General features: G+C 73.3%; 11 protein-coding genes. 7 read left to right on the top strand and 4 right to left on the bottom strand.

The genetic code is table 11. From position 1 onward, the window contains the following. The first annotated feature begins 178 nt into the window (after positions 1-178). Together ACA361_RS12145 and ACA361_RS12140 are read left to right on the top strand one after the other, a co-directional pair. Entirely contained in the window at positions 179-832 is a 654-nt protein-coding gene (locus tag ACA361_RS12145) for a response regulator transcription factor (protein WP_375011962.1), read from the top strand. Beyond that, positions 829-2,112 carry a sensor histidine kinase gene (locus ACA361_RS12140; protein ID WP_375011961.1) on the top strand — a complete coding sequence of 428 codons (1,284 nt, stop codon included), beginning with the start codon at positions 829-831 and terminating at the stop codon, positions 2,110-2,112. Before ACA361_RS12145 ends, ACA361_RS12140 begins: the two co-directional genes overlap by 4 nt. A gap of 37 nt (positions 2,113-2,149) precedes the next feature. Here ACA361_RS12140 and ACA361_RS12135 read toward each other — a convergent pair whose 3' ends face one another. Both ACA361_RS12135 and ACA361_RS12130 read right to left on the bottom strand, forming a co-directional pair. Next, positions 2,150-4,981, bottom strand: coding sequence for an ABC transporter substrate-binding protein (locus tag ACA361_RS12135; protein ID WP_375011960.1), 2,832 nt, complete (start codon positions 4,979-4,981; stop codon positions 2,150-2,152). Positions 4,982-5,109: 128 nt separating this feature from the next. After that, complete coding sequence (locus ACA361_RS12130) at positions 5,110-6,762, bottom strand: serine/threonine protein kinase (RefSeq protein ID WP_375011959.1); 1,653 nt, start codon at positions 6,760-6,762, stop codon at positions 5,110-5,112. A 442-nt stretch (positions 6,763-7,204) separates the two neighbouring features. Here ACA361_RS12130 and ACA361_RS12125 point away from each other — a divergent pair, with 442 nt between their 5' ends. Continuing rightward, complete coding sequence (locus tag ACA361_RS12125; RefSeq protein WP_366623268.1) at positions 7,205-7,501, top strand: DUF4193 domain-containing protein; 297 nt, start codon at positions 7,205-7,207, stop codon at positions 7,499-7,501. Between the two features lie 104 nt (positions 7,502-7,605). Further along, positions 7,606-8,556, top strand: coding sequence for a hypothetical protein (locus ACA361_RS12120; RefSeq protein ID WP_375011958.1), 951 nt, complete (start codon positions 7,606-7,608; stop codon positions 8,554-8,556). A gap of 56 nt (positions 8,557-8,612) precedes the next feature. On the opposite strand, the gene ACA361_RS12115 is transcribed toward ACA361_RS12120, so the two are convergent. Further along, positions 8,613-8,900, bottom strand: coding sequence for a DUF4235 domain-containing protein (locus ACA361_RS12115; protein ID WP_375011957.1), 288 nt, complete (start codon positions 8,898-8,900; stop codon positions 8,613-8,615). Between the two features lie 117 nt (positions 8,901-9,017). Here ACA361_RS12115 and valS point away from each other — a divergent pair, with 117 nt between their 5' ends. The 3 genes from valS to ACA361_RS12100 all read left to right on the top strand — a co-directional run bounded on the left by valS (position 9,018) and on the right by ACA361_RS12100 (position 13,912). Next, positions 9,018-11,558 (top strand): valine--tRNA ligase, encoded by a 2,541-nt coding sequence (gene valS, locus ACA361_RS12110; RefSeq protein ID WP_375011956.1) that lies wholly within the window; start codon positions 9,018-9,020, stop codon positions 11,556-11,558. Between the two features lie 99 nt (positions 11,559-11,657). Beyond that, complete coding sequence (locus ACA361_RS12105) at positions 11,658-12,848, top strand: acyl-CoA dehydrogenase family protein (protein WP_375011954.1); 1,191 nt, start codon at positions 11,658-11,660, stop codon at positions 12,846-12,848. Next, positions 12,845-13,912, top strand: coding sequence for an acyl-CoA dehydrogenase family protein (locus ACA361_RS12100; RefSeq protein WP_375011953.1), 1,068 nt, complete (start codon positions 12,845-12,847; stop codon positions 13,910-13,912). The genes ACA361_RS12105 and ACA361_RS12100 overlap by 4 nt, the downstream gene beginning before the upstream one ends. Before the next feature lie 79 nt (positions 13,913-13,991). On the opposite strand, the gene ACA361_RS12095 is transcribed toward ACA361_RS12100, so the two are convergent. Then, entirely contained in the window at positions 13,992-15,278 is a 1,287-nt protein-coding gene (locus tag ACA361_RS12095) for a cytochrome P450 (RefSeq protein WP_375011952.1), read from the bottom strand. Positions 15,279-15,303: the final 25 nt, after the last annotated feature.

Genomic DNA, 15,303 nt, shown 5'->3' with positions numbered 1-15,303 from the left:
ATAAACCTGTTTCGGGCCCCCGGATTTCCGGTGAACTTCCGGTGAGTTCGCGGTGCCGCAGGAGGCCGTCCCGGGCAGGCTCTCCTGCCTGGGACACCGGCTTACGGGCGTCTTACGGGCGCCATGGCATACCTGGATCGGGCCCCCGGTGAGGGGCCCGCTCAGTGAGGGGGACGCAGTGCGTGTTCTGGTCGTCGAGGACGAGCGGGTCCTGGCGGACGCCATCGCCACCGGCCTGCGCCGCGAGGCGCTGGCCGTGGACGTGGCGTACGACGGCGCCGGCGCGCTGGAGCGGGCGGGCGTCAACGACTACGACGTGATCGTCCTGGACCGCGACCTGCCCCGCATCCACGGTGACGACGTCTGCAAGCAGCTCGTGACCCAGCGCTACCCGGCCCGGATCATCATGCTGACCGCGGCGGGCGAGCTGGACGACAGGGTCGAGGGGCTGTCCATCGGCGCCGACGACTACCTGGCCAAGCCGTTCGCGTTCGCCGAGCTGATCGCCCGGGTGCGGGCGCTGGGCCGGCGGGCCGCGGCGCCGCTGCCGCCGGTGCTGGAACGGGCCGGGATCAGCCTCGACCCGGGCCGCCGCGAGGTGGCCCGCGACGGCCGCCCCGTCGAGCTCACCCGCAAGGAGTTCGCGGTGCTGGAGGTGCTGCTGAGCGCCGACGGCGCGGTGGTCAGTTCCGAGCAGCTGCTGGAGAAGGCATGGGACGAGCACATCGACCCGTTCACGAACGTGGTCCGGGTGACGATGATGACGCTGCGCAAGAAGCTGGGCGACCCGCCGGTGATCGAGACGGTGCCCGGAGTGGGGTACCGCCTGTGAGCACCGCCCCGCAGCCGTCCCAGCAGGCGTCCCCGCCGGCCGCGCCGCAGCCTCAGCAGGGGTACCAGGCCGGGCCGCCCGCCCCGGGCGCCCAGCCGATCGCAGGGGCCTCGCCGCCCGCGGGGGCGGCGGCGAGGCTCCGGCCCGGCGTGAAGGGGCGGATGCCGTCCGGCCGGGTGAGCGTGCGGCTGCGGCTGACCGTCCTGTACGGCCTGCTGTTCTTCATGGCGGGCGCGCTGCTGCTCTTCGTGACCTACATACTGGTGGGGCAGATCCTCGACCAGGTGTTCCCGAAGGGCTACCTCATCATCACGCCCAACGGGTCCCTCGACCCCGAGGTGCTCAAGACGCTGACGATGAAGCAGCTGGTCAGCCGGTCGCTGGTGGCGCTGGCCGGGGTCGGGATCATCGCGCTGGCGCTCGGCTACTTCGTCGCCGACCGGGCGCTGGGCCCGCTGCAGCGGGTGACGACCACGGCCCGCCGGCTGTCGGAGAGCACCCTGCACGAGCGGATCGCGCTGGAGGGCCCGGACGACGAGATCAAGGAGCTGGCCGACACCTTCGACGCGATGCTCGAACGGCTCGGCCAGGCGTTCGACTCCCAGCGCCGGTTCGTCGCGAACGCCTCGCACGAGCTGCGCACCCCGCTGGCGATCAACCGGACCCTGCTGGAGGTGGCGCTGGGCGACCCGGAGGCGTCCGACGACCTGCGCACGGTCGGCCGCACGCTGCTGGCCACCAACGCCCGGCACGAGCGGCTGATCGAGGGCCTGCTGCTGCTCGCCCGCAGCGAGCGGGAGCTGACCACCCGCACCCCCGTGGACCTGGCGGACGTCGCCTCGACCGTGCTGGAGAGCACGGCCCGCCGGGCCGGCGAGCGCGACCACGAGGTGACCGTCCACGAGGAGCTGACCCCGGGCACGACGCTCGGCGACCCGGTGCTGCTGGAGCACTTGGTGTCCAACCTGGTGGACAACGCGATCAAGCACAACGACGACGGCGGCGAGGTCTGGGCCCGCACCGGCGTGCTCGACGGCTGGGCCACCGTGCAGATCGAGAACACCGGCGCGACCGTCCCCGCCTACGAGGTGGACCGGCTGTTCGAGCCGTTCCGCCGGCTCAACGCCGACCGGGTCGAGTCGGCCAAGGGCGCGGGCCTGGGGCTGTCGATCGTCCGGTCGGTGGTGCTGGCGCACCGCGGATCCGTGCACGCGGCCCCGCGCCCCGGCGGCGGCCTGATCGTGACCGTGCGGCTGCCGCTGACCCAGCCCGCCGCCTGAACGCCGCTGCACGGCCCTCAGCTGCCGCCTGCCGGGCTTACTTGTACGCCGCGGTCGCCAGTGTCGGATCGCCCTCGACGTCCATTTCGAGCCCTGTCAGCTTGTCGCTGCGCAGCGCCACGCTCCCCAGGAACATGACGGGGATGAGGGCCATGTCGTCCAGCGCCCGCTTCTCGGCCTCGCGCATCCGCTGGAGGCGGCCGTTCGCGTCGGCGGTCCGCGGCGCCTCGTAGATCAGCTGGTCGAACCGTGAGTCCTTCCAGCCGGAGTAGTTGGAGTAGCCGTTGTCGGCGGTCGCGATCAGGTCGCCCGACAGGAGCGGCCGCATCATGCTGAACGCCGTAGGGACGTCGGGCCGCCAGCCGAGCGTGGCCAGCCCGGACGCGTCGCCGGAGGTGATGTCGCGGACCCACGCCTTGTGGTCGTAGTCGTCCTGGACCTTCAGCTCGACCCGCCAGCCGAGGACGCTCTCCAGCTGCTGCTTCACCACCTCGCCCCAGCGCCGGTACGAGGGCAGCCCGCGCACGTGCAGCGGGACCTCGCTGCCGGGGCCGAGCCCGGCCGCCTCCGCGTACCGCCGGGCGGTGGCCGCGTCGGGGCGGTCGCACGACGGGCAGGAGCCGGCCTTCTCGAACCCGGGGACGGAGGGCGGGACGATCCCGCGCGCCGGTGGGTGCGCGCCGCCGTACAGGGTGTCGCTGATCTTGCGCCGGTCGAGCGCGTACGAGACCGCCAGCCGGGCGTCGCGGGACTTCATCGGCCCGCGCGCGGTGAGCGGGATGAGGTAGTGCAGGGTCTGGGTGGCCCTGGTGACCGCCGCGCGGTCGCGGGCGGTCGCGCCGATCCCGTCGCCCTGGAGGGCGGCCCACTGGTGCTCGCCGGACCGGAACCCGGCCGCGCCCGCCCCGTTCGTGTCCGACGACAGGGCGACCGTCACCCGGTCGAGCCTCGCCTTGCCGAACGCCCAGGCGTCGTTGCGGACGAGGACGATCCGGCGGTCCTTCTCATGCGACTCGATCTTGAACGGCCCGTTCCCGACCGGCTGCCGGTTGTACGCCTCGTTGTCATGCGCGAGCGCGCTCGCCGGCACCGGCGCCAGCACCGGATCGGCCAGCCGCCGGTCGAACTCGCAGTCGGGCGTGGTGAGGTCGACGTCGAACCCGTTCCCGGACGGCCGCAGTCCCGAGAACGTGCCGCTCTTGCCGGTGTTCACGTCCGCGAACCCCTTGACGTCCCCGATGTAGAGGGAGGCCAGGCCGGTGGGGTCCTGGGCGGCGCGTACCCAGCCGCGCACGAACGCCGCGGCGTCGACCGGGTCGCCGTTGCTGAACGTGGTCCCGGTCCGGAGCTCGATCCGCCAGCTGGAGCAGGTGGCGTCGGGGGTGAGCCCGGTCGCCATCCGGTTGCGCACCGCACCGGTCCCGGTGATCTCGACCAGGCCGGTGAACAGCTGCTTGGCGATCATCCGCTCGGTGCCGAACCCGGCGTTGGACGGCGACAGCTCCCGGTCGCTCGCGATCGTGGCGTAGGCCATCGAGAGATCGCCGCCGGTGCGGCCCGTACCGCCGCCGGCGGGCTCGCCGTCGTCCCGGAGCGCCACGGCGAGCGCGGTGCCGCCGACGATCAGCGCGACCAGCGCGGCGCCGCCCGCCCCGGCCAGGATGCCCAGGCCGCGCCGCCGGCCGCCGGGCCTCCCCGGTACGGCGGGCCCGGCGGGCCCGGCGGGTCCGGTCGGGCCGGTGCCGCCGGGCCACGTCGCGGGCGTGCCCCACTGCTGCGGCGGCGGAGCGGGCGGGGGCGCGGGGGCGTTCCACGGCGGGGGCGGCTGCCGGTAGGCCACCGGCGCGTACGGGACGGCCTGGGGCGGCGCCGGGGGAGCGGCCGCCAGGCGGGTCGTGGTGGTGCGGTCCGCGGCGGCCGCGGCGCCCTGGTTGAGCACCGCCGTCGACTGCGCGTCCTGCCCGCCGGGCCCGGCCCGGCCCTCGGCGGTGCCGGCGGCCGGCAGGCTGCCCGCCAGGTGCAGCAGGTGGACGAGGACCTGCTGCGAGCTGGGCCGGTACGCCGGGTCCTTGTGGAGGCAGGACTGGACGAGCCCGCGCAGCGGCTCGCCCAGCGAGCCCAGATCGGGCGGGAAGTTGAGGATGCGGTGCATGACCGCGGGGATCGAGTCCTGCCCGAACGCCGGCCGCCCGGTCGCCGCGTAGATCATCGTGGCGCCCCACGCCCACACGTCGGCCGCCGGGCCGATGGCGGTCCCGGAGAACTGCTCGGGCGCCATGTACGCGGGCGTGCCCACGGCGGTGCTGGACAGCGTGCCGGTGGCGTCCAGCGCCCGCGCGATCCCGAAGTCGATCACGCGCGGGCCGTCCGGGGCCATCAGCACGTTGTGCGGCTTGAAGTCGCGGTGGACCACGCCCGCCTGGTGGATCGCCGCCAGCGCGGTCATCGTCCCGATCGCCAGCCGGTCCAGCGCGGGCCCCTCGCGCGGGCCCTCGGCGGCCAGCACCTCCGACAGGGACGGCCCGTCGATGTACTCGCTGACGATGTACGGGCGGTCGCCCTCGACGTCGGAGTCCAGGACGCGGGCGGTGCAGAAGGCCGCCACCCGGCCCGCCGTCCGCAGCTCGTCGGCGAACCGCGCCCGCGCCTTGGCGTCGCCGCTCAGCCGCGCGTGCAGCAGCTTGACCGCGACCCGCCGCTTCCCGTCCTGCTCGTCCTGTCCTTCTGGCCCGTCCTGTTCGCGCTGGTCACCCTGCTCGCTCTCGCCGAGGTAGACCGAGCCCTGGCCGCCCTCGCCGAGCAGCCCGGTCAGCCGGTACGGGCCGAGCGTTCTCGGATCACCCTCGCGCAACGGGGCGATCTCGGGCATCGCGCTCCTCGGAGCCGGGGGGAAAAGTGATCGAGCGCGGGGGCCGATCACGGGGGATAGATCAACATTAGCCGGTGATCCGGCGCGCGGGGCGCCGGATCACCGGCCGTGGCCGGTACGGGCCGGGTTCAGCTCTTGGTGACGGTGCCGAACGCGGCGTACGTGGAGTCGGACTGGTTCTGCCGCCACTCCCACCGCATCGAGCTGCTGGTGATGTTCTTGAACGTCACGTAGCCGGCGGCGCACTGGTTCTCCGACTGGCCGGAGTAGGGCGTCTCCTGGTAGACGGCCTCACCGCTGCTCTCGCCGCCGGAGATCAGCGTGAGCCGCGTCCGGCAGGTCTCCGAGTCGGCGTAGACGTAGCTCGCCGAACCGGACCGGCCCAGCAGGTAGAACGTCGGGCGGAAGGTCGTGCGGCCCGACCCGGCGTTGGGCTGGTAGCCGGTGCCGCGGTAGGTGCCGATGACGCCGCTGGTGATCCCGCTGGTCGCCGGCGGCGAGTAGCGGAACGTCGGCGTCTCGTACGGGTCGACCTCGGGGTCGTCGTCGCCGCCGATCGCCAGCGCGACGATGAGCACCACGACCGCCAGCACCGCGAGGACGGCGCAGCCGATCCCGGCGATGAGCGGCCCGCTCGACGAGGACTTGCGGGCCGGCGGGGGCCCTGGCGGGTACGGCGGCCGCGGCCCCGGCGGCATGCCCTGCTGCATGGGCATCGGCGGCGGCGTCGACCCCTGCCCCTGGTACATCGGCATCGGCGGCGGGGTGATCGGCTGCGGCGGCGGCGTGTTGGGACCGGGCGCGCCCTGGTGCATCGGCATCGGGGGCGGCGTGATCGGCTGCGGCGGCGGGGTGTGCTGCGGCATCTGCGGCACCCGCGGCGGCGCCGGCATCTGCGCGGCGATCCGGGTGCCCTGGTTGAGCAGGTCCTCCTGCGCGTTCGGGTTGGCCGGGGCCGCCCCGACGTGGCCGAGCAGGTTGAGCAGCAGCTGGGCCGCCGGCGGGCGCAGGCCCGCGTCCTTGGACAGGCAGCGGCCGATCAGGTCGCGCAGCGGCCCGGCGGGCAGCGCCGACAGGTCCGGCTCCTCGTTCAGGATCCGGTTGATGATCACCGGCAGCGTGTCGGCCTCGAACGGCGACTGGCCGGTGCCCGCGAACACCATCGTCGCGCCCCAGGCGAAGATGTCGACCGCGGGCGTGAGCGGCGCGCCGGTGAGCTGCTCGGGCGCCAGGTAGCCGGGGGTGCCGACGACCATGCCGGTCGCGGTGACCGCGCTCTCCTGGGAGTTGACCGTGCGGGCGATGCCGAAGTCGACCACCCGCGGGCCGTCCGACGCCAGCATGACGTTGTTCGGCTTGAAGTCGCGGTGCACGATCCCGGCCTCGTGGATCGCGGCGAGCGCGGTCACGGTGCCGATCGCGAGCCGTTCCAGCTCGGCCGCGCCGAGCGGGCCGTTGTGCGCGACCACGTCGTGCAGCGACGGCCCGTCGATGAACTCGCTGACGACGTAGGGCTGGTCGCCCTGGACGTCGGCCTCCAGCACCCGGGCGGTGCAGAACGGCTCGACCTTCTGGGCGGCCGCGACCTCGCGGCCGAAACGGGCCCGCGCGGCGGGGTCACCGGCCATCTGGGCGTGCAGCAGCTTGACGGCGACGTACTCGCCGTTCGGCGCCTTGCCCAGGAAGACCGCGCCCTGCCCGCCCGCACCGAGCCGCCCGACGACCTCAAACTGACCCAGTGCCCGGGGATCGCCTGGCTCCAGCGGAGCGGCATCCGGCATTTCGACCCTCCATTGACCCGCAGTGGTGTTCCCGCGTGATAGTCCAGCGTCAGGCGGGCACGATATCGCGTAACTTCAGACGTTTCACCGCTGCGTCTGGTTCGCCTCGGGCGCCACCGATCTCGGTAGTCGGCCGGTCGCGGCCCGGTCCGCGCGCGCAAGCCGCGCGGGACCGATATGATCCCCGCCGCCGCGGCTTCCCGCGGCACGCGTTCCGACCCAGATCAACGTCGTGACCTTCGTCCGGATATGTGACATACGGCACATAGGCGGGGATGGTCGCGGGTGATCGGTGTCACCACTGGGGCCCGTCGCGCCTCGTGTGTCGCACGCCACCGCCCGTGACAGAATTTCCCGCCCGGATCGGGCACAAGAACGGTCCCCCGTGCGTTAGATCCGCGCGACGGGGCGCATAAAGCACTGAGGGGGATGGAGATAGAAGATGGCGACCGACTACGACAGCCCACGTAAGACGGACGACGACCTCAACGAGGACAGCCTCCAGGAGCTCCAGGCCCGCCGGGCGGACAAGGCCGCGAGCATCATCGACGAGGACCTGGACGCCGGCGAGGTCGCCGAGCTCCCGGGCGCCGACCTGTCCAACGAGGAGCTGACCTTCCGGGTCGTTCCGCGGCAGGCCGACGAGTTCACCTGCAGCCGCTGCTTCCTGGTGCACCACCGCAGCCAGCTGGCCAGCGAGAAGAACGGCCGGCTCGTCTGCCGCGAGTGCGCCGCCTGATCCGGGGTAACCCCGGAGTCTGGCAAAAGTGGCGCAAACGGCAGGGTGCCTTTGAGTAGAGGGCAATATGTCCTTAATGAGGGGGCGCCACCAGGGAGCGGTCCGTGACGGGAGAGACCGAACGCCACGAGGAGCGCGACGGCGAACTCGTGGCACGGAACGACGACGCGCCGGTGGACGACGAGCCGGTGCGGGACGAGCCGGCGAAGAGCGAACCGGCGAAGAGCGAACCGGCGAAGAGCGCGCCGGCGAAGGACGAGTCGGCCGAGATCGGTGAGCTGATCGGCCGGCTGTCCGCCGGCGACCGGATGGACGACGACACCCGCGGCCGCCTGCTCGGCCGGCTGTCGCGGCTGCTGGGACGCAGCGCGCGGCGGGCGGGCGCGGCGGGTGTCGCGCGCGGCCGCTGGCTCGCCGAGCTGATGATCGTCGCGGCCCCGCACATCCCCATCCGCGACGCGGCGACGCTCAGCGAGCACCACCACGGCCTCACCGGCGAGGAGCTGGCCGACAACCTCGTCCGGGTGGCCAGCAACGGCACCACCGCGGTCGGTGCCGCCGCCGGCGCGCTGGCGGCGGCGCAGTTCACCGCGCCGCCGCTGATGCTGACCGCCCCGGCCCAGCTGGCCGCCGAGACGCTGGTGGTCGCCGCGATCGAGACCAAGCTGATCGCCGAGCTGCACGAGGTGTACGGGGTGCGCGTCGAGGGCTCGGGCACGGTCCGCGGCGCCGCCTTCCTGACCGCGTGGGCCAGGCAGCGCGGCATCAACCCGCTGGAGGCGGGCTCGTTCACCAGCGCGCTCGGCTCGGCGGCCAAGTCGGCGCTGCGCAAGCGGCTGCTGAAGACGCTGGGCCGCAGCATGAGCACGCTGGGCCCGTTCCTGACGGGCGCGGCCGCGGGCGCGGTGCTGAACCGCACCGCGACCAAGAGCATGGCGGCGGCGATCCGCAGGGACCTGTCGCCCAGCCCCGAGCGGCCCGGCGCGCTGCCGGGCCCGTACGCCCCGATCGAGCCGGGCGGGCGCACCGGCCGGCAGAAGCGCGGAAAGAAGTAGCGGCCGGTCCCGCGAGCCACGGGACCGGCCGCGCGCGCCGCCGCGCGGGGGAGTGCTCAGACCTCGGCTTTGAGGTGGGAGGGGAGTTCGCCCGTGCCCTTGGCCCACTGCCGGGCCGCCGCGCGGGTGGCCAGCAGCCTGGCCACCTCCATGCCGATGCCCATCACCACGACCCAGCCGATCGCCTCCTTGAGCGCGACCTCCGGGGACTCGGGGTTGGTCGGCGGCTCCTTGCCGGTGGTCTTCTTCCAGGCCATCGAGATCGCCTTCTTGGCGACGAAACCGCCCGCGAAGGCCGCGGCGCCGGCCGTGACCTTCCAGCCGAGGTCGCCTCTGTCCGCCATGATCGTCCTTCCGTCGTCCGTGTGCCCGACGCTACCGGACCGGCCTTCCCGCGATGACCTTCGCCATGCGGCGGTTTAATCGCGTGCGCGGGGCCGCGCCGTCAATAGCATTGACGCATGACAGCACAGCCGCGTACGCCCGACGTTCCTTCCAAGCCCTCCCTGGACGGCCTGGAGGACAAGTGGGTACGCCGCTGGGAGGACGCCGGCACCTACCGCTTCGACCGCACCCGGCCACGGGCCGAGGTCTACTCGATCGACACGCCGCCGCCGACGGTCAGCGGCTCCCTGCACGTCGGCCACGTCTTCTCCTACACCCACACCGACACCGTCGCCCGCTTCCAGCGGATGCGCGGCCGCGCCGTCTTCTACCCGATGGGCTGGGACGACAACGGCCTGCCGACCGAGCGCCGCGTCCAGAACCACTACGGCGTCCGGTGCGAGCCGTCGCTGCCGTACGACCCGGACTTCGAGCCGCCCGCGAAGCCCGATCCCAAGAAGCAGCTCCCGGTCAGCCGGCGCAACTTCATCGAGCTGTGCGAGCGGCTCACCGAGGTCGACGAGAAGGCGTTCGAGGAGATGTGGCGCCGGGTCGGCCTCTCGGTCGACTGGACCCGGCTCTACACGACGATCGGCGCGGAGTCGCGGACGGCGTCGCAGCGGGCGTTCCTGCGCAACCTGGCGCGCGGTGAGGCGTACCTGGCGGAGGCGCCGACGCTCTGGGACGTCACGTTCCGCACGGCGGTCGCGCAGGCGGAGCTGGAGGACCGCGAGCAGCCGGGCGCGTTCTACAAGCTCCGCTTCCACGGCGAGGACCGGCCGGTCTACATCGAGACGACACGGCCGGAGCTGCTGCCCGCGTGCGTCGCGCTGGTCGCCCATCCCGACGACGAGCGCTACCGGGAGCTGTTCGGCACGACCGTCCGCACGCCGCTGTTCGGCGTCGAGGTCCCGGTCCTGGCGCACCGGCTCGCCGAGCCGGACAAGGGCACCGGCATCGCGATGATCTGCACGTTCGGCGACGTCACCGACGTCACCTGGTGGCGCGAGCTGGACCTGCCGACCCGCGCGATCATCGGCTGGGACGGCCGGCTGGCCGCCGAGCCGCCGGCCGGGGTCCCCGCCGCCCCGTACGCCGAGCTGGCGGGCAAGACCGTCTTCTCGGCCAAGGAGCGGGTCACCGAGATGCTGCGCGAGTCCGGCGACCTGGACGGCGAGCCGCGGAAGATCGTCCGGCCGGTGAAGTTCTACGAGAAGGGCAGCAAGCCCCTGGAGGTCGTCACCACCCGCCAGTGGTACATCCGCAACGGCGGGCGCGACCGCGGCCTGCGCGACCGGCTGCTGGCGCGCGGCGGCGAGCTGGCCTGGCACCCGGCGTACATGCGGGCCCGGTACGAGAACTGGGTCGAGGGCCTCAACGGCGACTGGCTGATCTCCCGGCAGCGGTTCTTCGGCGTCCCGATCCCGGTCTGGTACCGGCTGGACGCCGCGGGGGAGCCGCTCTACGACGAGCCGATCGTCCCGCAGGAGGCGGCGCTGCCGGTCGACCCGTCGTCGGAGCCGGCGCCCGGGTTCACCGAGGAGCAGCGCGGCGCACCGGGCGGCTTCATCGGCGACCCGGACATCATGGACACCTGGGCGACGTCGTCGCTGACGCCGCAGATCGCGGGCGGCTGGGAGCGCGACCCGGACCTGTTCACCCGCGTCTTCCCGTACGACCTGCGCCCGCAGGCGCACGACATCATCCGCACCTGGCTGTTCTCCACGGTCGTCCGCGCACACCTGGAGCACGACTCGCTGCCGTGGACGGACACCGCGCTGTCGGGCTGGATCCTCGATCCGGACCGCAAGAAGATGTCCAAGTCCAAGGGCAACGTCGTCACGCCGATCGGGCTGCTGAAGGAGTACGGCTCGGACGCGGTCCGCTACTGGTCGGCGAACGGGCGGCCGGGCGCCGACACCGCCTTCGACACCGGCCAGATCAAGGTCGGGCGGCGGCTGGCCATCAAGATCCTGAACGCCTCCAAGTTCGTCCTCGGGCTGGGCGAGGCGGGAGACGGCGAGACGGCGGCCCAGGTCACCGAGCCGCTGGACCTGTCGATGCTGGCCGCGCTGGGCGCCGTGGTGGACGAGGCGACCGCGGCCTTCGAGGGGTACGACCACACCCGCGCGCTGGAGCGCACCGAGCGCTTCTTCTGGGAGTTCTGCGACGACTACCTGGAGCTGGTCAAGACCCGCGCGTACGGGGACGGCCCGGCGGCGCTGTCGGCGCGCGCGGCGCTGCGCACGGCGCTGTCGGTGCTGCTGCGGCTGTTCGCGCCGTTCCTGCCGTTCGTGACCGAGGAGGTCTGGTCCTGGTGGCGGGAGGGCTCGGTGCATCTGGCCTCCTGGCCGGAGGCGGGCGCGCTGCCCGCGGGCGGCGACCCGGGCGTCCTGGCGGCCACCGCCGAGGCGCTGCGGCAGGTCCGGAAGGCGAAGTCGGAGGCCAAGGCGTCGATGCGCGCGGATGTCGCGCACGCCGCCGTCCGGGGCGCCGCCGCCGCGCGCGTCGCGCGGGCGGACCTGGTCGCCGCCGGCCGGATCGCGGATCTGTCGATGGAGGAGTCGCCGGGGGCCGACGGGGAGGGCCTCACGGTCACGGTCAGCATGGCCACCTAGATACGGCCCGGCCACGGGACGGGAGACCGAATGACATTCGGGTCAGCGCGCGCTAGCGTAAGCGGACGCTGACACCGACGTCTTCGGAGGAGCCGCCCCGTGACGGATCTGGACGAGTACGGGCGCCGCGCCCGCGCCTGGCTCGACGCCAACGCGAGCGACCTGCCCCGCGAACCCGACCTCGCGACCTGCCGTGCCTTCATGGCGAAGCTCTACGACGCCGGGTACTCCGGCATCACCTGGCCGTCGGAGTACGGCGGGCAGGGGCTCAGCGCCGCCGAGGAGCGCGCGTTCCAGCAGGCGTCGCGCGACCACCGGCTGCCCGTCGGGCCGTTCGGGATCGGCCTGGGCATGTGCGGGCCCACGCTGCTCTCGATCGGCACCGAGGAGCACAAGAAGCGCTACATCAGGCCGCTGCTGCGCGGCGAGGAGATCTGGTGCCAGATGTTCTCCGAGCCGGGCGCCGGCTCGGACGTGGCATCGCTGCAGACCCGCGCCGTCCTGGACGGCGACGCGTGGGTGGTCAACGGGCAGAAGGTCTGGACGTCGGTCGCCCGCCAGGCCGACTACGGCCTGCTCATCGCCCGGACCGACCCGGACGCGGTGAAGCACCAGGGCATCACGATGTTCATCATCGACATGCACGACCCGGGCGTCACCGTCCGGCCGCTGCGCGACATGAGCGGCGACTCGCACTTCAACGAGATCTTCTTCGACGACGTGCGGGTCGCCCCCGACCAGGTCGTCGGCGAGGTGAACGGCGGCTGGTCGGCCGCGGTCACCACGCTCCTGCACGAGCGCGTCTCGATCGGCATGGGCGCGACCCGTACCGAGCGGCCCGCCTCGTTCGGCAACATGGCCGCCGCGGCGCGCGAGCGCGGGCTGCTGGACGACCCGGCGGTGCGCGAGCAGCTCATCGACCTCTACCTCCAGGAGCGCGCGTTCGACCTGTTCAACGCGCGGCTCAGCCAGGAGGTCAAGGCCGGGATCCAGCCGGGCGCGCGCGGCTCGATCGCCAAGCTGCTGCTGGCCGAGCTGACCCTGTCCAGCTCGGACGTGGCGAGCGAGATCCTCGGCGCCGACGCCGTCGCCTACGAGGAGGGCGGCGGCACGATCGCGCGGGCGCTGGCGTTCGCGCCCGGCATGGCGCTGGGCGGCGGCACCAACGAGATCATGCGCAACATCATCGGCGACCGGGTGCTCGGCCTGCCGCGCGAGCCGCAGGTGGACCGCGGCGTCCCGTTCCGCGAGCTCAAGGTCGGCACCCAGGCGAAGGAGGCGGGCGAGTGAAGCTGATCCTCACCGATGAGCAGAAGGAGCTGGCGGGCTCGGTCCGGTCCTTCCTCGCGGACGTGGCGCCGATGGCGCGGGTCCGGGAGGTCGCCGAGTCGGCCGAGCCGTACGACGCCGGGCTCTGGCGGCGGATGTGCGGCGAGCTGGGCCTGGCCGGGCTCGCGGTCCCCGAGGAGTACGGGGGCGCGGGCGCCGGGCACGCCGAGGTCGCGGCCGTGCTGGAGGAGCTGGGCGCGGCGCTCACCCCCTCGCCGTTCCTCGCGTCCGCGGTGCTGGCGGCGAACGTGCTGCTGGAGGCCGGCGACGAGGAGGCCGTCAAGGCGTACCTGCCGGGCATCGCGGCGGGCACCACGGTCGCCGCGGTCAGCGTGCCGGGCGACGGCCCCGCCCCGGCGGTGCGCGCCGGAGACCGTCTCGACGGGACCCTCCCGCACGTGGTGAACGGCGCGGACGCCGACCTGGTCCTGCTGGTGGCCGACGGCGGGCTGTTCGCGGTCGAGTCCGGCGCCGAGGGCCTGACCCGCACGCCGCTGGCCGTCCTCGACCTGACCCGCCCGCAGGCGCGGCTGTCGCTCGACGGCACCCCGGCCCGCCGCATCGGCTCCGGCGAGGGCGTGCAGCGCGCGCTGGAGCTGGCCGCGGTGGCGCTGGCCGCCGAGCAGCTCGGCGGGCTGCGGCACTGCCTGGACGCGATGGTGGAGTACGCCAAGCTGCGCGTGCAGTTCGGCCGGTACGTCGGGTCGTTCCAGGGCGTCAAGCACAAGCTGGCCGACATGCACTGCACGCTGGAGCAGGCCGAGTCGATCGTCCGGTACGCGGCGTGGGCGGCCGACGAGAGCGCCGAGGAGCTGCCGGTGGCGGCGGCGCTGGCGCAGTCGTACATGGGGCGGGCCTACTTCCAGGTCGCGAAGGACAGCCTGCTGCTGCACGGCGGCATCGGCTTCACCTGGGAGCACGACGCGCACCTGTACTACAAGCGCGCCAAGAGCTCCCAGCTGCTGCTGGGCTCGCCGCGTCACCACCGGGCGCACCTGGCCGAGTCCCTGGGCCTGCTGGCCTGACCCCTCCGGGTCGACTCGTGGCGTGTCCCGCCCCGCCGCCCCCTCGCGAAGGGGAACACGCCACGAGTCGACCCCGTGCTCAGTAGTCGAACGGCAGGTGCTTGATGCCGTTGATGAAGTTCGAGAACAGGCGCTCGGGGCGGCCCGCCGCGCGGATCTCCGGGACCCGCGTGAACAGCTCCCGGAACATCACGGTGATCTCCCGCCGCGCCAGGTTGGCGCCCAGGCAGTAGTGCGGGCCCGGCCCGCCGAAACCGACGTGCGGGTTGGGCGCGCGCGTGATGTCGAACGTGTCGGGGTCCTCGAACACCGCCGCGTCGCGGTTGGCCGAGTTGTAGAAGAGCAGCACCTTGTCGCCCGGCCGGTACAGGTGGCCGTTCATCTCGTACTCGCGGGTCACGGTGCGGCGGAACTGGATCACCGGCGTCGCCATCCGGACGATCTCCTCCACCGCGCCGCCGATCCGGCCGTCGAAGTCCTCCATCAGCAGCGCCCGCTGCTCCGGGTGGTCGGTCAGCAGCTTCAGCCCGTGCGACATCGCGTTGCGGGTCGTCTCGTTCCCGGCCACGACCAGCAGGATGAAGAACGAGCCGATCTCCTGGTCGGTCAGCGACTCGCCGTCGACGTTCGCGTGGACCAGCGCGGACACCAGGTCGTCGCCGGGCTCCCGGCGCCGCCGCCGGGCGAGCTTCATCGCCAGGTGGTTCAGCTCGTACCCGGCGGCCATCACGGCGGTGAGGCCGTACAGGACGCCCGCGCGCGTGATGCCCTGCTCGTAGGTCCGCCCGCCGCTGTACTCGGGGTCGCCGAGGCCGAGGATGGTGTTCGACCGCTCGTACACCATCGGCCGGAGCCGCTCGGGGATGCCCATCATGTCGCAGATGACCTGGAGGGGCAGCCGGGCGGCCACGTCGGTGACGAAGTCGCCCGGCCCGTCCAGCTCGTCCACGATCCGGGTCGCGGTCGCCTGGAGGTCGCTCTCCAGCTTGGCCAGCACCCGCGGGGTGAAGGCCCGGGACACGACCCGCCGGATCTTGGCGTGCCGCGGATCGTCCATGTTGATCATCGACCCGAAGTACCGCGCCAGGTACGGGGGCAGGTCGGCGACGCAGTTGGAGCACGGCTCGCTGCTGAACACCTCGGGGTTGCGGCTGGCCTCCACCACGTCGGCGTGCCGGACCAGCGCGTAGTAGCCCGGCCCGTGCTTGATGAACGGGAGCTTGAGCTCGGGGAAGAACGCCGGGCGGTCCCGTTCCCGCAGCCGCGCGAAGCCGCGCTCGCGCTCGCGCCGCGGCCGCGCCCAGAAGTCCAGGTTCGACAGATCGGCCTCGGCGGGCACCGCCGCCTGCCGCATGTCGGTCGCCATGCCGCTCCCTCCGTGTCCGAACACG

Origin of the sequence: Actinomadura sp. 21ATH, assembly GCF_041951345.1 — a bacterium.
Classification (GTDB): Bacteria; Actinomycetota; Actinomycetes; order Streptosporangiales; family Streptosporangiaceae; genus Spirillospora.
The sequence above is the reverse complement of the archived record's forward strand: the minus strand, read 5'-3'. Positions and strand labels throughout refer to the sequence as shown.